The sequence below is a fragment of the Variovorax raffinosi genome (assembly GCF_051216615.1).
In the GTDB taxonomy this organism is placed as follows: Bacteria; Pseudomonadota; Gammaproteobacteria; order Burkholderiales; family Burkholderiaceae_C; genus Variovorax.
In genome coordinates, this window is record NZ_JBPJZR010000016.1 from 116,548 (window position 1) to 138,005 (window position 21,458).

21 protein-coding genes and 1 pseudogene are annotated in these 21,458 nt (G+C 63.2%); 15 read left to right on the forward strand and 7 right to left on the reverse strand.

Going from position 1 to position 21,458, the window contains the following annotated elements; all coding sequences use genetic code 11:
* Window positions 1-4 precede the first annotated feature (4 nt).
* The 4 genes from ACSFB7_RS33020 (at window position 5) to ACSFB7_RS33035 (ending at window position 4,112) form a co-directional block, all read left to right on the forward strand.
* Window positions 5-895 (forward strand): branched-chain amino acid ABC transporter permease, encoded by an 891-nt coding sequence (locus ACSFB7_RS33020; protein ID WP_435476555.1) that lies wholly within the window; start codon window positions 5-7, stop codon window positions 893-895.
* A gap of 15 nt (window positions 896-910) precedes the next feature.
* Window positions 911-1,951 carry a branched-chain amino acid ABC transporter permease gene (locus tag ACSFB7_RS33025; RefSeq protein WP_435476556.1) on the forward strand — a complete coding sequence of 347 codons (1,041 nt, stop codon included), beginning with the start codon at window positions 911-913 and terminating at the stop codon, window positions 1,949-1,951.
* Window positions 1,952-1,995: 44 nt separating this feature from the next.
* Window positions 1,996-2,919, forward strand: coding sequence for a LysR family transcriptional regulator (locus ACSFB7_RS33030; protein WP_435476557.1), 924 nt, complete (start codon window positions 1,996-1,998; stop codon window positions 2,917-2,919).
* A gap of 107 nt (window positions 2,920-3,026) precedes the next feature.
* Window positions 3,027-4,112, forward strand: coding sequence for an alpha/beta hydrolase (locus ACSFB7_RS33035; RefSeq protein WP_435476558.1), 1,086 nt, complete (start codon window positions 3,027-3,029; stop codon window positions 4,110-4,112).
* Window positions 4,113-4,201: 89 nt separating this feature from the next.
* Here ACSFB7_RS33035 and ACSFB7_RS33040 read toward each other — a convergent pair whose 3' ends face one another.
* Together ACSFB7_RS33040 and ACSFB7_RS33045 are read right to left on the reverse strand one after the other, a co-directional pair.
* Window positions 4,202-5,071, reverse strand: coding sequence for an HpcH/HpaI aldolase/citrate lyase family protein (locus ACSFB7_RS33040; protein WP_435476559.1), 870 nt, complete (start codon window positions 5,069-5,071; stop codon window positions 4,202-4,204).
* 46 nt (window positions 5,072-5,117) lie between these two features.
* On the reverse strand, window positions 5,118-6,383 hold the full coding sequence (locus ACSFB7_RS33045; RefSeq protein WP_435476560.1) for an acetyl-CoA hydrolase/transferase family protein: 1,266 nt from the start codon (window positions 6,381-6,383) through the stop codon (window positions 5,118-5,120).
* A gap of 344 nt (window positions 6,384-6,727) precedes the next feature.
* On the opposite strand from ACSFB7_RS33045, the pseudogene ACSFB7_RS33050 reads away from it, so the two are divergent.
* The 3 genes and pseudogenes from ACSFB7_RS33050 to ACSFB7_RS33060 form a co-directional block, all read left to right on the forward strand.
* A pseudogene (locus tag ACSFB7_RS33050) lies at window positions 6,728-7,759 on the forward strand (acyl-CoA dehydrogenase family protein); the annotation flags it as partial.
* A complete protein-coding gene (locus ACSFB7_RS33055) occupies window positions 7,752-8,012 on the forward strand; it encodes a MaoC family dehydratase (RefSeq protein WP_435476561.1) in 261 nt (86 codons plus the stop codon). The pseudogene ACSFB7_RS33050 and the gene ACSFB7_RS33055, both read left to right, overlap by 8 nt.
* 132 nt (window positions 8,013-8,144) lie before the next feature.
* Complete coding sequence (locus ACSFB7_RS33060) at window positions 8,145-9,323, forward strand: FAD-dependent oxidoreductase (protein WP_435476562.1); 1,179 nt, start codon at window positions 8,145-8,147, stop codon at window positions 9,321-9,323.
* Between the two features lie 82 nt (window positions 9,324-9,405).
* Here ACSFB7_RS33060 and ACSFB7_RS33065 read toward each other — a convergent pair whose 3' ends face one another.
* The 5 genes from ACSFB7_RS33065 to ACSFB7_RS33085 form a co-directional block, all read right to left on the reverse strand.
* On the reverse strand, window positions 9,406-10,188 hold the full coding sequence (locus ACSFB7_RS33065; protein WP_435476563.1) for a GntR family transcriptional regulator: 783 nt from the start codon (window positions 10,186-10,188) through the stop codon (window positions 9,406-9,408).
* Window positions 10,189-10,396: 208 nt separating this feature from the next.
* Window positions 10,397-11,089 (reverse strand): MFS transporter, encoded by a 693-nt coding sequence (locus ACSFB7_RS33070; protein ID WP_435476589.1) that lies wholly within the window; start codon window positions 11,087-11,089, stop codon window positions 10,397-10,399.
* Entirely contained in the window at window positions 10,987-11,553 is a 567-nt protein-coding gene (locus ACSFB7_RS33075) for an MFS transporter (protein ID WP_435476590.1), read from the reverse strand. Before ACSFB7_RS33075 ends, ACSFB7_RS33070 begins: the two co-directional genes overlap by 103 nt.
* Before the next feature lie 242 nt (window positions 11,554-11,795).
* Complete coding sequence (locus ACSFB7_RS33080; protein WP_435476564.1) at window positions 11,796-12,596, reverse strand: SDR family NAD(P)-dependent oxidoreductase; 801 nt, start codon at window positions 12,594-12,596, stop codon at window positions 11,796-11,798.
* Between the two features lie 108 nt (window positions 12,597-12,704).
* A complete protein-coding gene (locus ACSFB7_RS33085; protein ID WP_435476565.1) occupies window positions 12,705-13,409 on the reverse strand; it encodes a class I SAM-dependent methyltransferase in 705 nt (234 codons plus the stop codon).
* Window positions 13,410-13,551: 142 nt separating this feature from the next.
* Here ACSFB7_RS33085 and ACSFB7_RS33090 point away from each other — a divergent pair, with 142 nt between their 5' ends.
* The 8 genes from ACSFB7_RS33090 (at window position 13,552) to ACSFB7_RS33125 (ending at window position 21,438) form a co-directional block, all read left to right on the forward strand.
* Window positions 13,552-14,709: an acyl-CoA dehydrogenase family protein gene (locus ACSFB7_RS33090; protein WP_435476566.1), complete on the forward strand. Its 1,158-nt coding sequence runs from the start codon at window positions 13,552-13,554 to the stop codon at window positions 14,707-14,709.
* Window positions 14,706-15,881 (forward strand): CaiB/BaiF CoA transferase family protein, encoded by a 1,176-nt coding sequence (locus tag ACSFB7_RS33095; RefSeq protein WP_435476567.1) that lies wholly within the window; start codon window positions 14,706-14,708, stop codon window positions 15,879-15,881. The genes ACSFB7_RS33090 and ACSFB7_RS33095 overlap by 4 nt, the downstream gene beginning before the upstream one ends.
* Window positions 15,871-17,010, forward strand: coding sequence for a CaiB/BaiF CoA transferase family protein (locus ACSFB7_RS33100; RefSeq protein WP_435476568.1), 1,140 nt, complete (start codon window positions 15,871-15,873; stop codon window positions 17,008-17,010). Before ACSFB7_RS33095 ends, ACSFB7_RS33100 begins: the two co-directional genes overlap by 11 nt.
* Window positions 17,007-17,513 (forward strand): MaoC family dehydratase, encoded by a 507-nt coding sequence (locus ACSFB7_RS33105; protein ID WP_435476569.1) that lies wholly within the window; start codon window positions 17,007-17,009, stop codon window positions 17,511-17,513. Before ACSFB7_RS33100 ends, ACSFB7_RS33105 begins: the two co-directional genes overlap by 4 nt.
* 28 nt (window positions 17,514-17,541) lie before the next feature.
* Complete coding sequence (locus tag ACSFB7_RS33110) at window positions 17,542-18,537, forward strand: Bug family tripartite tricarboxylate transporter substrate binding protein (RefSeq protein WP_435476570.1); 996 nt, start codon at window positions 17,542-17,544, stop codon at window positions 18,535-18,537.
* A gap of 311 nt (window positions 18,538-18,848) precedes the next feature.
* The gene (locus ACSFB7_RS33115; protein WP_435476571.1) at window positions 18,849-19,712 is read left to right on the forward strand and encodes a branched-chain amino acid ABC transporter permease; all 864 of its coding nucleotides are present in this window, start codon (window positions 18,849-18,851) and stop codon (window positions 19,710-19,712) included.
* A complete protein-coding gene (locus tag ACSFB7_RS33120) occupies window positions 19,709-20,734 on the forward strand; it encodes a branched-chain amino acid ABC transporter permease (protein ID WP_435476572.1) in 1,026 nt (341 codons plus the stop codon). The genes ACSFB7_RS33115 and ACSFB7_RS33120 overlap by 4 nt, the downstream gene beginning before the upstream one ends.
* Window positions 20,731-21,438 carry an ABC transporter ATP-binding protein gene (locus ACSFB7_RS33125; RefSeq protein ID WP_435476573.1) on the forward strand — a complete coding sequence of 236 codons (708 nt, stop codon included), beginning with the start codon at window positions 20,731-20,733 and terminating at the stop codon, window positions 21,436-21,438. Before ACSFB7_RS33120 ends, ACSFB7_RS33125 begins: the two co-directional genes overlap by 4 nt.
* Window positions 21,439-21,458: the final 20 nt, after the last annotated feature.

The window sequence follows — 21,458 nt, forward strand, 5'->3', positions numbered from 1 at the left end:
ATAAATGGAAAGTTCAATCAATTCATTCGACGTTTTCTGGCTCCAGATCGTCTCTGGAATCGCAAACGGGTGCATCTACGCCAGCGTGGCGCTGGCCCTGGTCATGATCTACCAGGCCACACGTCTCATCAACTTTGCTCAGGGCGAAATGGCGACGTTCAGCACTTACGTTGCGTGGTCGCTGATGGCCGCAGGTGTCCCGTACTGGGCGGCGTTCGTGATCACGGTAGCGGGCTCCTTCGTTCTTGGCGCGACTATCGAGCGGGTTGTCATTCGGCCCATGGGCGACAAGTCCATGCTGGCGGTCGTTGTGGTTTTCATCGGCATCATGGTGATCTTCAACAGCTCGATCGGGTTGATCTGGGGGCATGACGTCAAGCAGTTCGCTTCGCCCTTTGAAGGACTGATCCCGGCGAACCGCTTCATCTCGAGCCATCAACTTGGCGCGGCATTGGTCTCTATGACCATCCTTCTCGCGCTCTATGCATTCCTGCGATTCACGCCTCTTGGGCTATCTCTGCGTGCCGCCGCGCTAAATCCTGCATCGAGTCGCCTGGTTGGCATTCGCGTGGGCTGGATGCTAACGCTTGGTTGGGGATTGGCCGCCGCAATCGGCGCAGTTGCCGGAATGATGATGGCGCCGGCGGTCTATCTTGAGCCCAACATGATGGCGGGCGTGCTGCTCTACGCGTTCGCGGGCGCACTGCTTGGCGGCATCGAGAACCCCTGGGGTGCTGTCTGCGGTGGCTTGCTAGTTGGCATCGTGGAGGTTCTTGCCGGCGCGTATGTGATCGGCACGGAACTGCGACTGACGATTGCGCTGGTGCTGATCATCGGAGTGCTCATGATCAAACCCGCAGGGATCTTCGGCCGCCGCTCGGTCGCGCGCGTCTGAGAGAGAGAGGCACCTATGACCAATTCTTCATACGCATCCAAAGTCCCCATGCTGAACAGCGCAGAGCAAGCCGTATCTCGAACCCGCAAGTGGCTGACCCTGACCGCATGCGTACTGGCGGTACTGGCAGTAGGCCTGTACACGCTTCCGAACTACAGGCTGTTTCAGCTGACGATGGTTCTGGCATACGCCAACGCGCTTTTCGGCCTCAACTTGCTGACGGGATACAACGGCCAGATCTCGCTGGGCCACGGCGCGTTCTACGCTGTTGGCGCCTATGCGGTCGCGATCATGATCAACGAATGGCAAACGCCCTACTGGCTGGCAGTTGTTCTGGCGGGCGTCGTGTGTCTCGTCGTGGGCTTTCTGTTTGGCCTCCCCGCACTTCGATTGGAAGGGCTCTACCTGGCACTCGCCACGTTCGCGCTGGCCGTGAGCACGCCGCAGATCCTCAAGCACCGAGTCTTTGAGCCGTGGACCGGTGGCGTTCAGGGTCTCGCACTCGACAAGCCTCACGTGCCGTTCGGACTGCCCCTGAACGAGGATCAATGGTTGTTCGTCTTCGCACTGGCCGTGACAGTCGTGATGTTCTGGCTGGGCATCAACCTGCTGAACGGGCGAGTTGGACGAGCGCTGATTGCCATTCGCGACCAGCCTGTGGCTGCTACTGCGATGGGCGTTAATGTCGCCATGTACAAGTCTGTGGCTTTCGGCATCAGCGCCGCGTTCGCCGGCATTGGCGGAGCCTTGGGGGCGATCGCCACTCAGTTCCTGGCGCCCGACACCTTTACCGTCTATCTGTCGATCAGCTTTCTCGTGGGCAGCGTGGTGGGCGGCATCGCAACCGTGCCTGGCGCAATCCTCGGGGCCATCTTCATTCAGTTCATCCCGAACATTTCGGAGCAGATCTCGAAGTCTGCGCCGTGGGCGGTGTACGGCGTGATGCTCATCGTTGCGATGCACCTCTTTCCCCAAGGGCTTGCGAACCTGCTGCGAGGCTGCGGGCGCTTCTGGACGCGTTTGGGCAAAAAGAAGGCGACCGAGGTCATCCATTAGTGACAGGGCTCCTCAGGCGTTCGCGGTGAGAGGGATTGCGTTCCATGGATAGGTGGTTTCAGTTCGAGTTGTTTGCGGAGATTGCCGCTTTGGGCAGCTTGTCAAAAGCGGCAGAACGACTCGGCGTGTCCAATGGCGCAGCAAGCCGAAGTCTCGTGGACCTGGAGGAGAGACTCGGCGTACGACTTGTGGAGCGGACGACGCGACGACTTTGGTTGACGGAGGCCGGAAATTCCTTTCTCCAGCGCTGCACCCACGTTCTTGAGGAAGTACGCGACGCGGAGGAATCGATTCGATCGTCGGCCCGTGAACCGATCGGTCTGCTGCGCATCACAAGTGCCCTGTCCTTCGCCGTCAATCACATCGCGCCTGTTCTTCCGATGCTTCGCCAGAAGTATCCGAAGCTTCAGGTGGAAATCGTGGCGGCGAATCGCTATGCCGACTTCATAGAGAGCGGCATCGATGTGGCGGTGAGAACCCGGGAGGTCGAGCCCGACTCCAGTATCACTGTGCGCCCGATAGCAGACACACCACGTGTGCTGGCGGCTTCTCCTGGTTATCTTTCAAGACGTGGTGTGCCCCGACATCCGGAGGAGTTGAAGAAGCATGATCTTCTGATATATACGCTGTCCAGGGACCCACGCGCACTGCACTTCTCCAAGGGGGAGGAGAAGGTCTGCGTAAACGTTGAAAGCGTGCTGGACGCGAACGATGGGCAGATTCTGCTTACCGCTGCAAGGCTGGGGCATGGAATACTGGTTCAGCCGCTGTACATCATTCTTGAGGATATCGTCGCGGGCCGGCTTGTACCTGTTCTGCCGGCCTGGAACCTGCCGATGCTGACCATCAATCTCGCCTATCAGAGCCGACGGCATCAGCCGGCGAAAGTTCAGGTTTTCGCGCAAGCTCTGATCGAGCGCTTTGAGCGCATCGCGCTGAATCAGGCCTGGTCACGGCTTCAGGCCTAGTCGGTAGATCGCAGCTTCTGGCAAAGGCCCTTGCGATTGAGACGCACAGTCGCCAGAACCCATTTATTTCTATGCTACAGGCTGATTGCAAGCCGCCTTCTTCCACCATGACTCGATCGCTCAAACCTCAAGACCTGCTGGCTGCTGCCACGCGGCCCATTGAAATTGCTGCAGAGGGGGGCATCTGGGTAGGCGCCTACCGCACCGAGACGCCGCAAGGCACGATGGTCAACGGGCAGATCTATGTGGAGTACCGCATCCCCGCTCGTCTGACGCAGCCATGGCCGATCGTCATGATCCACGGCGGCGGTGGGCAAGGTCTGGACTATCTGATGACGCCCGATGGCCGACCGGGCTGGGTGTGGTGGTTTCTCTCGCAAGGCTATGCGGTGTACCTCGTTGATCGGCACGGCCACGGACGCGCACCGTATCACCCAGACCTGCTTGGGCCGATGACGCACCCGATGCCGTACGAGTTCATCGAGAGCCACTTCAGCGCGCCCAAGGATTCAAACGGGTGGCCACGCGCGAATCTGCATACGCAGTGGCCCGGCACCGGCCGCATCGGCGATCCATCGCTGGATCAGTTCATGTGCAGCGGCGGGCCCGCGATGATGGACGCTGAACGCAGCCATCGCGAGATGGGGCGAAGCGGTGCTGAACTGCTGGATGCCATTGGGCCCGCGATTCTCATGACGCACTCTGCCGGCGGCCCATCGGGATGGATGATCGCGGATGCGCGGCCATTGCTCATTCGGGGCATCGTGGCCATCGAGCCCATTGGCCCGCCATTCGTGAAGCGTGGATTCACCGATCTGAAATGGGGGCTGACGGCCGCACCGGTGACCTATGACCCGCCGGCACAGAGCGCGTCTGAGCTGAAGCGCGTGCTTCGCGAGCAGGGGGACTCAGACCTGCGCGCATGTGAGGTGCAGGCCGATCCTCCACGCCGCCTGCCGAATCTGGGCGGCTTTCCTATCGTGGTGGTTACGGGCGAAGCGTCGTGGATGGCCCACGACAACCACGGCGCCGTCGACTTTCTGTTGCAGGCAGGCGCGCAGGCCGAGCATCTCCGGTTGGAGTGGGTTGGCCTGCGTGGAAACGGGCATGCAATGATGCTGGAGAAGAACAGCGATGAGGTCGCCGCGGCATTGCACGGCTGGCTGGTTCAAAAGAGTCTAGCCAACAGCTAGTTGGCTGGAGGCAAGCCCACTGCGGCAACTGTCCAAAGCCCCGCGCTGCAGCGCGGCGGGGCCTTGGACAGGGCTGCAGTTTTTGCGCGCTACGCGGCCGCTTGCCGAGCGCGAAGCAGCAGACGGTGGGCCAAAGCGATCACCGGTGCGTCGATCATGGTCCCGTCAAGAGACAGCGCTCCGCCATCGGACTTCGCGGCCGCCTGAACAATGCGGGACGCGCGCTCCACTTGCTCGGCCGTCGGCGTGAATGCTGCCTGGATAACACTCACCTGAGCGGGATGGATGGCGGCCTTGCAACTGAATCCGAGAGCGGCTGCGCGGCGGGATTCGCGCGACAGGCCGTCCGAGTCGTTGATGTCGAGGTAAGGCACGTCAATGGCCGGGCACTGTGAAGTTGCCGCCGCCTGAACAAGCTGCTGACGTGCCAACAACAGCGGTTCCCACTCGAAGGACGCGCCGACGTCCGCGCTGTAGTCGGCTCCGCCGAACATGAGGGCGCCGACGCCTGGTGCGGCTTGCGCGATTGCACCGGCTTGAGCCATGCCGATTGCGCTTTCAAACAGCGGAATCCACGAAGCGGAGCGACCCGCGCGCACTTCATTGACGACTTCGTTTGCAAGCCGGATCTCGTCGACCCCTTGAGTCTTAGGCAGGAGCACGGCATCGGGAAGCCTGCTGCAGGTGGCCAGCGTCAGCAGATCGCGCAGGCCTGCGGCAGTGCGAAGTCCGTTGATGCGCAGATACACAAAGGGGCTCGTGGCAGAGCGGTTCGCTATGAACTCAAGCGCTGAGTTGCGAGCCTCGTCCTTGAGTGCGGGCGCAACGGCGTCCTCCAAGTCGATACAGATCGCATCGGCGCCTGAGGCCACGGCCTTTGGATAGCGATCGGGGCGATGGCCCGGAACGAAAAGAAGACAGCGGACGGCGGAGAGCGAGGCGGGTTGGGAGAGGGGCATGAGACGACAGCTTGGAATGACAAGGAGTAGGGAGGGGGGTATGGCGCTACAACTGAGCTTCCTGCGCCAGGCGTTCGCGGTCATCGGGATGGGCGATATCGATCATGCGTTGCATCCGCGCGCGAATCGGCTGACCGCGCAACTGCGCCGCGCCCCATTCGGTGACGATGACATCGGCATCGCTTCTCGGTGTCGTGACGGCCGAGTCGGTCAGTCGAACAACGATCCGGCTGCGCCCGGTTCGCGTGCGCGACCCCAGCGCGATGATAGATCGCCCGCCCGCTGATGCCAGCGCGGCTCGCGCGAAGTCGACCTGACCTCCAACAGCTCCTACGTAGGAGGACGCCGCCACTTCGGCGTTGATCTGGCCGGTGAGATCGACTTCCACGGCCGAGTTGACGGCATGCAGTCGCGAGAGGCGGGCAAGGGCGCAGTGCTTGTGTGTGTGAGACGGGTCGCGCAGCACGAACCGGTCGTTCATGTGAATCTGCCTGTAAAGCTCAGCGCTTCCTGCTGCGAGGCCCGTTGTGGTCCGCCCGATGTCGATCTCCTTGAACGCATTGGTGACGGCGCCGGCCTGCATCAGCTCGAGAACGGCATCGCCAATCAAGCCGGCGTGTATGCCGAGGTCCTTGCGATCACGGAGCCTCTCAAGAATGGCGTTGGGGACGTTGCCGACGCCGGGCTGGACAACCGCACGATCGCCGATGAAACCTGCGGCATGCCTGGCGATCTCTCTTTCGATGTGGCCAACAGGCGCGCTGCTCACCGTCGGGAGGCCGCGTGACGTTCTGACGATGGCCGTGAGCGGAATGCGGGACATCGCAGCTTCACTCCCGAACGTCCAGGGCATCTGGTCGTTGATTTCGGCAATGACGACTCTCGCGCGACTGGCCAGCAGCGCCAGGTGATCGTGTGCCACCCCAAGGCTGTATGCCCCATTTGGGCCTGCTGGCGAGAGCTGCAGGAGCACCACATCGCAGCGCAGGATGCCGGCGTCGACCAGGGGTGCAAGTTGCGAGTAGTGAGCTGGAATGACGTCCAGTCGGCCGCGATCCACCAGGCCTCTCGCGTTTCCGATTCCTCCGTAGCCCTGCAGGCGCAGGAATTGCGGGTCAGCATCCTCAAAGGTTGTGCTGTTGAGCATGCCCAGAACTGCGCTCGAGGGGCCGATGCGCCAGGCCTGGCTCACCAGAGCGCGGGTCAGCGTCAAAGGCTCAGCGACGCCTTGCCCGCACCACACGGTGTCGCCGGCTCGTATCCATCGAGTCAGGTCCAGGTCTTCGGCGGTAACGACTGTTGGCGCGCTCATCTTGGCAGCGCCATATGTCGCGGGAAAAGTCCAACGGTCGGCGCATCCCAGTCAACACATGGGCCGGTGACGACTTGTGGGTTGCATCCGCCGGCGTGAGCGGCGCGGCGGCGCCAGGCGCGATCCCAAGTCAATTCTGATGCCGTGGATTCAGTCATACGGCGTGAATAGTACTACGTACAACTTGTCGACGGCTTGATGGACCAGTCTCTTTCAAAAATAGGGTAATTCCGTGGTTGTTTAGGTGGACATTGAGAAGATGTACGTACAAAATATCGACAAAGGCAGGTAGAGACCGAGAGATGGTTCTCGATGCTGCTGCCTTCTTTGACATCTTTGAACCCATGACCCACCCGACTCCCACGGAAGAAGCTGAACTGCTGGATGCAATCGATCGCTGGATCGAGCGTTCGGTGGCGCCTGCTGCGAAGGAGTTCGACCACGCAGATGTCTGGCCGGAAAGGATCGTCGAGGAGATGAAGGAGCTGGGCCTCTTCGGGGCCACGGTGAGCCAGGAGTACGGTGGGCTCGGTCTGCCCGCAAGCACTTACGCGAAGATCGTGATGCGGATCTCGTCGTACTGGATGGCGATCACCGGCATCTTCAACTCGCATCTGATGCTGGCATTGGCGATCGAGAAGTTCGGCACCGAAGCGCAGAAGCAGCACTGGCTGCCCAAGCTCGCTTCGGGCGAAATTCGTGGCGGTCTGGCTCTCACCGAACCGGATGCCGGCACGGACCTGCAGGGCATCCGCATGACGGCCCGTCGTGAAGGCGACGAGTTCGTCATCAATGACACGAAAACTTGGATCACGAACTCCGTGCACGGCTCGTGCTTTGCGCTGCTGGTCAAGACCAATCCTCGGGCCGATCCCCGCCACAAGGGCATGAGCCTGTTCATCGCGCCCAAGGGTGAAGGCTTCAAGTCCACCCGTAAGCTGGAAAAGCTGGGCTACAAGGCCATAGACTTCGGCGAGCTCGTGGCGGAGGACTACCGTCTTGGCGTCGAGCATCTGATCGGCGGCATCGAGGGGCAGGGCTTCTATCAGGCAACGGGTGGTCTCGAGCTTGGTCGCATCAACGTTGCCTCGCGCGGTGTTGGCATCGCGGAAGGCGCGCTTCGCTTGGCAACGGAATATGCGCAGCAGTGGAAGACCTTTGGCAAGGCGATTCACGAGCACCAGGCGATCGCACTGAAGCTGGGTGAGATGGCAACCCGAGCGCGGGCAGTGCGGCTGCTGACGCTGGATGCTGCGGCCTCCTTCGACCGCGGCGAGCGATGCGACATGGAAGCAGGCATGGCCAAGTACTTCTCCTCCGAAGCGGCGCTTGAGAACAGCATCGAGTCGATGCAAGTCCATGGTGCCTATGGCTATGAGTGTCAGCGATGTCAGTCAGAAGGCGATTGGCAACCTGGGCTGGAACGATATCAAGCTCGTCGCATCTGTCTTCGTCGGAGACACTCTCCACGCGGAGTCGACCGTGCTTTCGAAACGGGAATCAGCATCTCGCCCAACCCAGGGCATCGTGACGGTAAAGACCGTCGGCATGAAGGCAGATGGCACGCCTGTCATCAGTTTTGAACGAACGGTTCTGGTGCCCAAGCGCGGTTTCGCGATTGAGGGCTGAGAGAAGGGCTCCGATGCACCGGAGTTTCTGGATCGCATTGGGGCTTGGTAGCGTTGATGGTGTGGCAAGGGCCGAGAGTCGATCGGCCATATTCTTCTGGAGATGACAGTGGACAGAGATCGAGTACTAGTCGTGGGCGCAGGGCCTGTTGGCCTGCTGAATGCGCTGGGCCTGGCAAAGCAGGGAATTCAGGTTGAGCTCCTGGAGGCTGGGCCGGCGATCGCGGCTTCGCCGAGGGCGATGGTTTATCACTGGTCTGTGCTGAACGGCCTCGAGCGCCTGGGTGTGCTCGAGGAGGCCGAGCAGATCGGCTTCAGGAAGCAGGACTACTGTTACCTCGTGCACAAGACGCGCGAACGAATCGAGTGGAGTCTGGAGCCCCTCGCGGACTACACCGCGCATCCTTACAACCTGCACCTTGGACAGAACAAGCTGGCCGAAATTGTGTTGGCTAGGTTGCAGGCCATGCCGAACTTCAAGATCCATTGGAACACGACAGTTTCGGGACTGGAGCAGGACGACGCAGGCGTCACGGTCCATGCCGAGACGGCCGGCTCTGCCGTCAGTTTTCGGGGTGCGTGGTTGATTGGTGCCGACGGCGCCCGGAGTGCGGTGCGAACGCTTCTGGATCTGCCTTTTGAGGGCACCACATGGCCGGAGCGCTTTGTGGCGACGAACATTCGCTACGACTTCGAGCAGCATGGCTATGCGCGATCCACGCTGCTGATCGACGACGTCTATGGCGCCATCATCGCGAAGATCGATGACACGGGCCTGTGGCGATGCACCTACTGTGAAGGCGCCGACCTGCCGGAAGAATCGGTGTTGGAGCGCATGCCGGAGGTGATGCGTGTGCTGCTTCCTGGGGCGAAGGACTACGAACTTGTCCAGCACTCGCCCTATCGGATGCATCAACGCTCGGCGCCACGCTATCGCGTCGGCCGTGTGTTGCTGGCAGGAGATGCAGCGCACGCAACCAACCCGACAGGCGGCTTGGGCTTGACCTCCGGGCTGTTCGACACCTTCGTCTTGTATGAGGCCTTGGGTGCCGTGATGAGCGGCGCAGTCGGGGCGGACGTTCTGGACAAGTACTCCGAGGCCCGTCGCAAGGTCTTCGTCGAGATCGCATCCCCGCAGGCGAGTGAGAACAAGCGGCTGATCTATCACTCGTCTGATCCGGCACGGCTGGAGCAGGATCTGCAGAAGCTTCGCCAGATGCAGTCGCACAAGGACACGCTGCTGGAGCGGCTCCTGTTTACGCGTCGGTTGATCACGCCGTCGCTGCTGTCTGCCGACGAATCGATTGTCTAGCCGCAACCGCTCGCGGGCGGCGTGGGTGCGCCGCCGAGCAGATAAAAGGCGCGGATGGGATCGGCAAAGTGAGCGCCGACGCCTAGCCGCGCTTTCTCAGCTTCATGGAAAGCTTGAAGCGTTCGGGGCGGTAGAGGTTCACTGCGACCTCGGCGATCTTGCCGGACTGAAGGCGGTAGATGCGAACGACTTCAATGACCGTGCTATCCGGGTCGACCTCAAGTGCTGCCGCGAACGCCTGGGGAATGGTGCGCGCACGAACGGTTTGCTCGACCTCGACGATGCGAACGCCAAACAACCCCTCGATCAACTCATAGATGGCCGTGGTGGTGCGGCCCACCAGCCGGTTCACCGTCGCATATTCCATTGGAACGTAGACTGTCGTGGCACACACCAGATGCTCATCCAGGGTGGCGTGCCGTACGCCCTCGATGCGCAGCCACTTTGTTCCAGGAGGCGTTTGCAGGCTTGCGGCGAGTTCGCCCTCGGCTTCAACGACTTCAGTGCCATCGACGCGAAAGGTCATTGAGGCCGCGTACTGGATGAGGTCGGAAATCGCGTCAACCTCATGCACGAAGGCTTCGGGAGATGCGCTGCTTGCGACAGTGGACCCCGAGCCCTGCCGTGAGGTGACAAGACCGTCCGCACGCAGTTGGCGCAGGGCTTCCCGGATCGTGTGTCGGCTGACCCCGAACGTCGTGCTGAGCTCTGCTTCGGTGGGCAAGGTGCCGCCCACTTCGAAAACGCCGTCGAGGATGTTGCGTCTCAAGGTCTCCAGGACTTGCATGTACAACGGACTACCGGATGCCCTCTTCGGCATCGTTTCGTCCTGGCTTGCTGTTTCGAGATTTTTGCTTGTTGTCATGGTTCTCACGAAGGATTCATCCCGTCGGAACGGGTGTTGTCTCAGTTTACTCTTCTGATCCGTACAAGTGGTTGTGCGCCCGTCGAGAGAATTCGACGCAGTGGGTGCTCGGAGATTGATCGATGCGGGTGAGCAACTAGACGACCGACAGTCCCTGCGGGAGTTGCACAGCGATGGCTCGGACGCTGACATCGACGGCGCTTGCTTGTCAGCGCTTCGACAGCTCCGAGGACGACGCCACCTTGATGCGAATGAACAGAGCGCAGGTGATCAGTAGCGGAACGCCCAGGAGCGCATAGGCCGTTCTCAATCCGCCGAAGTACTGCGCGATCAGGCTTATCCCGATCGGCGCCAGCACATTGGCCAGGAACGTGAAACCTAGCGTGTCGCTCGTGGCCACACCTGCTGCGCCGGGCGGTGCCGCCCTGGCCACCTCGGCCAGATAGACACCGTTCCAGCCGATCGCGGCCGTGCCAAATGCCAGCATGACCAGGGCGACGAACCAGAAGGGGGGCGTCGTTTGCAGTGCGGCCATGGTGAACGCGCCCAGCGCCATCAACGCTGCCAGCGTGATGATGGTGTTGCGCGCGCCCAGCCAGATGTCGCAGACGTATCCCCACGCGATGCGGCCGGCGACCCCGCCGGCCTGGGCCGCGGAAAGAATGGCGCCTGCTACGACCAGGTCCATGCCCAGTGTCTCGTGCAGGTAAGTGACGGAGTACGCCGCGACCAGCAACTGGGCGACCGTGAACAACTGCGAGCACAAGGCCAGCCGCCGGAGTGTGGTGTGCCGGATGACTATCGCGATCGGGTCGAGGACCGCGCGCCACTGAATGCGCGAGCCCACAGCTTTGTCGCCAGCCAGCCGGCGGTGCAGCGGCTGCGAGATGGCGGCAAGCAGGACGCAAGGTCCCGCCGGCGCGACAGGCGCCCCCCCCCAGTCGGTTGCAAGGTTGCAAGCCCCAGGCTGGGTGCGATCGCGCCGGCCAGCAGCCCACCCAATGGCACGCCCGTCTGCTTGATTGAGAAGACGAGCGACATCCGTGCCGGCGGGGCCGACCGAACGCGCAGGTGCGAACTCGCGGGCGTGATCGGGCCGTACCCGAGCCCGATGATGAAGGCCCCGGCTAGCATACCCGGCAGGATTCCCACGGCACCCAGCGCCAAGCCGGCCGCACACAGGCCCAGGCCGACCTGGTTGACACGGATCGCGCCCCAGCGAGCGATCAGTGGACCCGCCACGAGCGTGGCGATGGTGGCCCCCAGGTACATCGCTGCGGCGAACACTCCGGCCAGGATGCTGGGCATGCCGCCCACGGACAATCCGACCAGCGCTGCGAGAACTGGCATGGCCAGGGCTGCCATGCTGACCAGCGCCTGGATCGCCGTAGTCACGCACAGGGTCACCCACGGGTGCGCGTCAGGCTGGCGCTGAGGCTCCGCGGCGGGTGGGGCCGCCGCAACAGAGGCTCTGGGTCCGCTCTCGCGAGTTCCCGGACTTGGCGCCAGCCCTTCACCGCAGGGCGAGGCGCTGAAGGAGTCCTGGTGGCTGTGCTTCGGCAGGCAGGAACGGCGCCGCTTCCATGCTGCGCCACTGGCTGCCGGCATCAATGGAACGTGAGCCCGCCGGTCGGGCTGACTGTCGACCCGGTGATGAAATTTGCGCCGTCGGAGCCCAGGAAGACGGCGACGGCGCCGATGTCCTGCGGATTCGCGATGCCCAGCGGTGCCCGGGCGCCGATGCGCTCGTACTGGGCGCGATGGAGATCCGTCAGCGGGGTCTTGCCCTCGAACGCGTCCCACGAGGGCGAGTCGCCGACGAGCGTGACGGCGATGCAGTTCACCCGGATCTTGTATCTCCCCATCTCCTTGCCGAGCACCTTGGTGGCCATGACGAGACCACCGCTGTGCAGGGCCACGGCGGTTTGCCCAGCCGTCGGCGAGCGGCCGCCCTCGGAGGTGATGAAGATGCAACTGCCGGTCTGGTGCTCGATCATGTGGGGCAGGGCAGCGTGGAGCGGGTTGAGCTTCGCGGCGATCGACTTGGACACCACGTCGATCACGCCATCGACCTGCAGCTCGTTGAAGATGCCGCGCACGTGAGGAGCCGCGGTCTCTCGTGGCGGAATGCCTGCCGCGCTGGCCACCATGATGTCCAGCTTGCCGTGCGTATTCACGGCATGCTCCGCGAGCGCGACCATGTCGTCGCGCGAGAGCACGTTTCCCCTAAAGAAGCTAGCCGTGCCGCCCAGAGCGCGCAGCTCCTCGGCGACCTGCGCGCACTTGGCTTCGTCCCGTCCGCTCACGACCACCGTCGCTCCCTCGGCGACGTACTGGCGCGCCACACCGAGTCCGATGCCCCCGGTCGCGCCGGTGATCACTGCGACTTTTCCTTCGAGATGCTGCATTGATATTCTCCTTGAATGTCGAGCTGGGGCATGGCCGCACCATGCCCCAGGTTGTGATCTGGGCGCCTGCGCCTGCGCCTGGCAGGGCCGGCGCCGCTGCGAAGCTGCTCACCCAACAGCGGTCTTGCGAAGCAGGCGCACCCGCATCGGTCGTACGAAGCGGGCGCCGTCGGGGGTCATGTGGGCCTCGAAGCGCTGGCGTACCAGGGCGAGCAGGTCAGGAGCCAGCCGGTGGTCCTGGTAGGTCGCCGCGATGATCCTGCGCTCGAAGCTCTCGAAGTCGAGGAAGAACAGAGGCGTCATGAACCGGTGGTCCACGACTTGCTCCCATTCGGGTGCTGCAGCCGCGCGGTCGAGCGCGGCCTGCGCCTGCGCGCGCACTACCTGCTCGTCGTGAAAAAGACGCACGATCTCGTTGAACGGGCCTTCGAACACAGGTTCGGAAACGTACAGGACGCCATGCGGCTCCAGGACGCGGGCCATCTCCTGCAGGGCGCGGTCCATGGAGTCGTGCGGCACATGGTGCAGTGACTTGAGCATCAACCCCACACCGAACTTTTCCGACGGCAGCGGCAACTGCTGGCCACCGCCCAGAACGAAACGCAGGTGCGGTGTTTCCTGCGCAAGGTTCTTTGCATGCTGACGTTCGTCGATCTCGACGCCCGTGACATGCGCGTGTGCATAGCTCGCGACGAGCTTGCGCGCGAAGTCCGCGGCCCCGCAGCCCACCTCCACCACGTTGGCACCTTCCAGCGGGACAAGGCTGGCAAGGAAGGCGAGCTCGTCATCTACTTGGGTCGGCAGTGCTTTCATCGGAAAGTCGTCTCCTAGATATGCGTACAAGTATAGCAACGGCTTACACTGATCTCTACGGATAACTACTTATGGAGAAGCTCTGGACATGAAAAGTTGTACGGACAATAATCGCGGCTGTTTTAGTTTTTATAGGTGAAGCATGAGCTCGATCGATACCGCTGACGAAGCGCAACTCCTGGACGCCATCGACCGCTGGGTCAAGAAGTCCGTGATCCCCAACGTGAAAAAGTTCGACCACGCAGACGAATGGCCCGCGGAGATCGTCGAGGAGATGAAGGCGCTCGGACTGTTCGGAGCGACGGTCAGCCAGGGATACGGTGGTCTGGGCCTGTCGGCCAGCACCTACGCCAAGATCGTGATGCACATCTCGTCGTACTGGATGTCGATCACGGGCATCTTCAACTCGCATCTGATGCTGGCGCTGGCGATCGAGAAGTTCGGCACCGAAGACCAGAAACAGGAGTGGCTGCCGAAGCTGGCGAGCGGCGAGGTGCGCGGTGGTTTGGCGCTGACCGAGCCCGATGCCGGAACGGACCTACAAGGCATTCGCATGACGGCGCGCCGCGACGGTGACCACTACGTGATCAACGGCACAAAGACCTGGATCAGCAACGGCATCGAGGGCTCGTGCTTCGCGCTGCTGGTCAAGACCGATTCCGAGGCGCAGCCGCGCTACAAGGGCATGAGCCTGTTCATCGCGCCCAAGCGCGACGGCTTCACGGTGGGCCGCAAGCTGGAGAAGCTCGGATACAAGGCCATCGATTCGGCCGAGCTGGTCTTCGACAACTACCGCATCTCCGCCGACCACCTGATCGGCGGTGTCGAGGGGCAGGGCTTTTTTCAAGCCACCGGCGGGCTGGAGTTGGGCCGCATCAACGTCGCCTCGCGCGGCGTCGGAATCGCCGAGGGGGCGCTGCGCCTGGGGGGCGAGTACGCGCAGGTGCGCAAGACCTTTGGCAAGCCGATCCACGAGCACCAGGCGATCGCATTGAAGCTCGGCGAGATGGCGACCCGCGCCCGAGCGGCCCGTCTGCTGACGCTGGACGCGGCGGCGGCGTTCGACCGCGGCGAGCGCTGCGAGATGGAAGCGGGCATGGCCAAGTACTTCGCCTCGGAGGCCGCACTGGAGAACAGCATCGAGTCGATGCGCATCCACGGCGCCTACGGCTACTCCAAGGAATACGACATCGAGCGCCTGTACCGCGATGCGCCGCTGACGTGCATCGGCGAAGGCACGAACGAGATGCAGCGCATCATCATCGCCAAGCAGTGGATCAAGCGCAATCTGGTTGCATGAGCATGAAGCCACTTGCAGGTATCCGCGTCCTCGCGGTCGAGCAGTTCGGCGCCGGTCCCTACGGGACCATGTTCCTGGCGGACATGGGGGCCGACGTCATCAAGGTGGAGAACGCCACCATCGGGGGCGACCCCGCGCGCCACACGGGGCCCTACCATCTTGGCAGCGGCGACAGCCAGTACTTCGAGACCTGGAACCTCAACAAGCGAAGCATCGCGCTGGACCTGAAGTCCGAAGCGGGCCGCCGCGCCTTCGAGTCCCTCGTCGCCACCACTGACGTGGTGGTCAACAACCTGCGTGGCGACCTGCCGGCCGCCCTGGGGTTGGACTACGCCTCGCTGGGCAAGATCAAGCCGACTCTCGTCTGCGCGCACATCTCGGCCTATGGCCGCGACAGCGACCGTGCCGCGTGGCCTGGCTACGACTACCTGATGCAGGCGGAAACCGGCCTGATGCACCTGACCGGCGAGCCGGATGGTCCGCCATCGCGCTTCGGTGCGCCATCGATGGTCGACCACGTGACGGGTCTCACGATGACGGTGGGCTTGCTGGGCGCTCTGGTGCATGCGAAGCAGACGGGCAAGGGCTGCGATGTCGATACGTGCCTGTTCGACGTTGCGCTCCACCAGCTGGGCTACGCGGCCACGTGGTACCTCAACGAGGGTGCCGTGTCCCAGCGCCAGCCGCGCAGCGCGCACTACTCGGTGGCGCCCGTGCAGACGTTTCCCACGACGGACGGCTGGGTGTTCGTGATGTGCATGACGCAGAAGTTCTGGCTTGCCCTGCTCGACGAGATGGGTCGCCGGGATTTGGCTGAGCGCGACGAGTTCGCCACGCCCGGCAGGCGCTTCGAACACCGGGAGCAGCTCACGGCTGAGTTGGATGTGGAGTTCCGTAAGGCCACGACCGCGAGCTGGCTCCAGCGCTTGGGCGGCGTGCTGCCGGTGGCCGCGGTGCGAACGCTGAATGAAGCGCTGGACAGCCCCGAGGTGCGCGCCTCGGGCATGGTGCGCGCCGTGCCACACCCCGAGCGACCCGACCTGCGAATGTTGGCTAATCCGCTGCGGTTCAATGGCGAGCGTCTTGATCAGCGGGTGTGTTCCCCGCTCGGTGCGGACAACGCCGACCTCGTGCCGTCAGTCTCGGTGGAGCGCAAGGACCATGAAGCTTGAAGGCCTTCGCGTCCTGGACCTCTCGTCCTTTCTGCCGGGGCCGTACCTGACGCTGGCCCTGGCCGACCACGGCGCCGAGGTCATCAAGGTCGAAGCGCCGGGCGGCGATCCGGGTCGTGGCATCGGCTTGCAACAGGATGGCCACACGGTTTTCTTCCGCAACCTGAACCGCGGTAAGCGCAGCGTTTGCCTCGATCTCAAGACGGATCGGGGCAGGGATGAGCTGCTGGCGCTGTGCGATACGGCCGACGTCTTCGTCGAGTCGTTTCGGCCTGGCGTGATGCAGCGCCTGGGCTTTGATGCGGCGACGCTGCGGGCGCGCAATCCGCGGCTGGTCTACTGCTCCATCAGTGCCTTCGGCCAGACGGGCGAGTACGCCACACGACCAGCGCACGACCTGGCTGTGGAGGCCATGAGCGGCGCTCTGAGCCTTTCCACGGATGCTCAAGGCCGCCCGGCAATGCCGGCGATTCCGGTCGCCGATGTGCTCGCCGGATTGCATGGGCTGAGCGGCGTTCTGATGGCGTTGCTGCGGCGCGAGCAGACGGGCCGCGGCGACTACCTGGACATCGCCATGCTCGATTCCATGATGGGCGCTTGTCTGAACGTTCTCGGCCCGACCTTCGCCGAAGCCCGGCAACCGGTCCCGGCGCACGAGCGCACGACCGGCGGCTCGGCGTTCTACCGGGTCTATGGAACCCGGGATGGCCGGTACATCTCGCTGGCCGGTCAGGAAGACAAGTTCGTGCACGCGCTGCTGCGCGACCTGGGCCGCGACGACCTGGCGGCCACGGCCCTCGGCGGACCTGGGCCGCACCAGGCGCCGGTCGTCGAGTTCCTGCAGGCCGCCTTCGCGAGCCGCACGCTGGCTGACTGGGAAGCGCACCTGGCGACGCTGGACGTGTGCTTCGGCGCCGTGCGAACCCTGCCGGAGGCCTACGCGGACCCCGGCGCGCGCGAACGCGGCATGTTGCTGCACGACGAGCGCGGGCTGTTGCACGTGGGCTCACCCATCCACTTCGCCGACGAGCCCAGTCGTCCTGTCTTGCAGCCGCCGGACCTTGGCGAGCACCAGGACCTGCTTGTCCGAGGCGACACCCTCTCTTCATCTTCGAAAGGAAACCCATGAGCAAGACCGCTCAACAGATCGCGCCCAACCGCTTCCGCGAGAGCTTCGGCCGCTACTACGAGGACTTCGAGGTTGGCCACGTCTACGAGCACCGGCCGGGACGGACGCTGACCGAGAACGACAACATCTGGTTCACCCTGCTGACGATGAACACCCATCCGCTGCATTTTGACAACGCCTATGCGGCGAAATCCGAATTCGGCAAGGCGCTCGTCAACAGCTGCCTGACGCTGTCGGTGGTGGTAGGCATGAGCGTGAGCGACGTCAGTCAGAAGGCCATCGGCAACCTGGGCTGGAACGACATCAAGCTCACCGCTCCGGTGTTCGTCGGCGACACGCTGTATGCGGAGTCCACGGTTCTCGGCAAGCGCGAGTCGGCCTCGCGACCCACGCAGGGCATTGTGACCGTGCGCACGGTGGGACTGAAGAGCGACGGAACCGAAGTCATCAGTTTCGAGCGAACGGTGCTCGTGCCCAAGTGGGGTCACGCCATCGACGACTGATACCCAAGATTGAAAAGGAGACAAGAACATGGATTTCTTCAAACGCGCTTCCCGGCTCATGGGAATGCTAGGCGGCATTGCGATCGCCGCCTGCGCTTTGGTGCCTCAGGCTGCGATGTCGGCTGGATACCCAACTAAGCCGATCCGTCTGGTCGTGGGCTTTCCGCCGGGACAGGCGACCGACGTCATCGCCCGCATCGTCGCAAAGCAATTGCAGGACTCGCTGGGGCAAGCCGTCATCGTGGACAACAAGCCCGGGGCGGGCGGTATCAACGGCACGCAGGAGGTGGCACGGTCGCCGGCCGACGGCTACACGCTGTTAGTGAGCTCCAGTGGGCCCCTGGCCGTCAACCCGAGTCTGTATCCCAAGCTGCCCTACAGCGTGGAGCGCGACTTCGACCCGGTCACGCTGCTGGCGTCGCTGCCGCTGTACCTGGCCGTCAATCCGTCGTTCGAAGCTCAGGACTTCAACGGGCTCATGCAGATCGTGAAAAGGTCGCCGGGCAAGTACGAATACGCCTCTGCGGGCAACGGTGTCACAAGCCATCTCACGATGGAGCTGATCAAGAACCAGTTCGGCTTGTTTCTCGTCCATGTGCCGTACCGGGGCAGCAGTCCTGCAATCAACGACGTCATGGCCGGTCAGGTTCCTATGACCATCGACACGGGACCTGCCGTGCTGCCGATGGCCCAGGCGGGCAAGCTGCGCGTACTGGGCGTGACGACCGGTGAGCGTTCGGCACTCACCCCACAGATTCCCACGATCGCCGAGCAGACCAAGACCAGCTTCGATGTCCGGGCCTGGGTCGGCATCGTGGCTCCCAAGGGGACGCCAGCGGACGTCATCGCGATCCTTCACAAGGCCATCGACAACGCGTGGCACAAGCCTGAGATTCGCAGCCAGCTCGCGACGCTGGGTGGCGAAGCCAAGACGATGCAGCCCGCAGCCTTTGGTCGGCTCATCCAGGAAGAGACCGTGAAGTTCGCGCGCGCCGTCAAGTTGTCCGGTGCGAAGGTGGACTAAGCAGGCTGAGAGAGGCCTGTGATCGAAGAAGACTTCCTGGATCGGCGCACTGTGTCCGCGTACCTCCGCGCAAGAGTGCAAGCGCGATCTGGCACTTCGCTGCGGCCTGCGGCTGCGTGGCAACGCCGGCCCGAGCGGCAATGCATGGGATTGCGGCCGCGGCCCGCGCGGGCATTCGCCTGTCCAGCTGATGTTGGGAGCGCGCATACCGTGACGCGCGAAATAGTTTTGGTCCGTATTGCGCCTCGCCGTTGTGTCCCGCGCTGCGATGCAACGCTGGGTGATCAGCGCAAGGGCCTAAGGAGGCTTTGATGCCAGTCATAGAGTTGTTGGTCGGCGGCATTCTGCTGGGCGGGATCTACGCCCTCATCGCATGCGGCCTGAATCTGATCTTCGGCGTGATGCGGGTGATCAACTTCGCCCACGGTGAGCTGGTGGCGATCTCCGCGCTGGCGGCCGTGAGCATGGTCACGACACTGAAGCTGCCTTTCTGGGCTGCTGTGGTGACCTTGCCCTTTGCGATGGCGATGCTGGGATGGCTGATGCAGAACATGGTTTTGCGCAAGCTCGAGGGCATGCCGCCGATCATGTCACTGCTGGCCACCTACGCAATCTCGACCATTCTGGTGAATGCCGCCATCCTGGTGTGGGGCGGTGGCTACATAGGCATGCCTGGCGTCTTGAGTGGCTCCATCACGCTACTTGGGCACAACGTTTCGTTGTCGCGCCTGGTGTCGTTCGTCGTTGCCCTGGGCGTCAGCCTCGCGATCTGGTGGTTTCTCTCAGCCACGCGGTTCGGGCGGGCGGTTCGAACGGTCTCGCAGGCGCCTGAACTGGCGGAGATCTCAGGCATCGACGTGAAGAAGGTGCGGCTTGCGACCTTCGCGCTTGGCGCGGGCATGGCAGGTCTGGCTGGCGTGCTGATCGCTCCGACGTTCGCTGTCGATGCGCAACTGGGTACGCGCTTTCTCATCAAGGGCTTTGCCGTGGTGATCGTCGGCGGCATGGGCAGTTATCCCGGCGCGCTGTTGGCCGCGCTACTGCTCGGCCTGGTCGAGGTCTTCGGCGGCTATTTCTCGGGGGCGGTGATCGGCTCCGCGCTGTTGTTCCTCATCATGCTGGGCATGCTGCTGTTCAGGCCGCGGGGACTCTTCGGTGCGGGGGTGCGCGTATGAAAAGGCATCTTCTGCCCGCCGTTCTCGTCGCGATCGCTGCGGCAGCCCTGGCGATCCCTTTCCTGGGCTCGAGCTACGCCGTCTCGTTCACGATCCAGCTATTGGTCTTCATGGTGCTGGCGTATTCGTGGAACCTCATCGGCGGCTATGCGGGCTATACGCATTTCGGGCAGGTCAGCTTCTTCGGCGTGGGCGCCTACGTGGGAAGCCTGCTCATGACGAAGTGGGGTATGCCTTGGTATGCGGCTGCGGGCATAGCGGGAATATCTGGCGTGCTGCTCGCTCTGCCGCTGGGCGGCGCGATGCTGCGTCTCAAGGGACCGTACTTCGCGATCGGCATGTTCGGCCTGGCGCGCGTGCTGGAAGCGTTTGCCCTCGGCTTCGATTCCATCACCGGAGGTGGTACCGGAATCTATCTGGCACCGATGGACGACCAGCGGCCGCTGTATTTTGTGCTGCTGGCGCTCGGAGCGGCCATGATTCTGGCGACGTGGCGCTTGGACAACTCCAGGCTCGGCCTCAAGCTGCTGTCGATCCGGGAGGATGAGGACGCGGCGCAGGCGCTGGGCATCCGGACGACCCAGCTGAAGGTCGGCGCATTCGTGGCGTCCGCATTCGCGCCGACCCTCGTCGGCAGCCTGTATGCCACATACCTGGGCCTGATCGACCCGCCAACGGCCTTCTCGCCCAACATCGAGCTCACGACCATCGCGATCGTGCTGCTGGGCGGCATGGGCACGGTTCTCGGGCCTTTGTTCGGCGCGATCGTGCTGTCGGTTGTCAGCGAGCTGCTATGGGCCAGCTACCCGCAGATCTACCTGGCGGCCATCGGCGTGGTGATCCTCGCGTCGGTGCTGTACTCGCCGCGCGGGTTCGTGAGCTTGGGCATGAAGCGCGGCTGGCTGGCACCCGGTCGTTCGCTGTTCCGCCGGCTGGCCCAGTCCCAGGCCAAGATTCAGGTGGAATCGAGAGCAGAGGCCCAGGCACAGAGGCCGGCGCAGGCCAAGGGAGAGGCAGCATGAGCACCGAGCCGATTCTTCGTGTCGAGGGCGTCAGCAAGCGCTTCGCCGGGCGCATCGCGCTCAGCGACGTCAGCCTGAGCGTCCAGCGTGGTTCCATCACCGGCGTCATCGGGCCCAACGGGTCCGGCAAGTCGACGCTATTCAACATCATCGCCGGGGTGTTGCGGCCCGATGAGGGCAGGGTTTTCGTGGACGGTCGGGATATCGCGGGCCTGTCCGCGGCCGCCATCTGTGGCATTGGCGTGGCGCGCACGTTCCAGATCAGCCGGCTGTTCTCGGAAATGACCGTGCTGGAGAACCTGGTGGCGGTTGCCCGCGGCATCGACGACCGTGCGGCGATCGCGCTAGCACAGGAGCTGATGGAATTCCTGGAGATCACGCCGATCGCGGGCAAGTGGGGCTCCGAGTTGTCCTATGGCCAGCGCAAGCTCGTGGAGATCGCGCGCGCGCTGATGCTCGATCCGAAGATCCTGCTGCTGGACGAACCCTTCGCGGGCATCAACCCGCGGCTGCAGAACCGTATCGTGGACCATCTGAAGTCCCTGTGCGCGCAGGGTATCACCGTCTTTTTCATCGACCACGAGATGCGGATCGTGATGTCCGAGTGCCAGCACGTGTTCGTCCTCGCGGAAGGCGCGTTGATCGCAGGGGGCGACCCCCAAGCCGTGCGCAACGAGCCGAAGGTGCTCGAGGCGTATTTCTAGTTTTCAACAAGCCTGAGCAG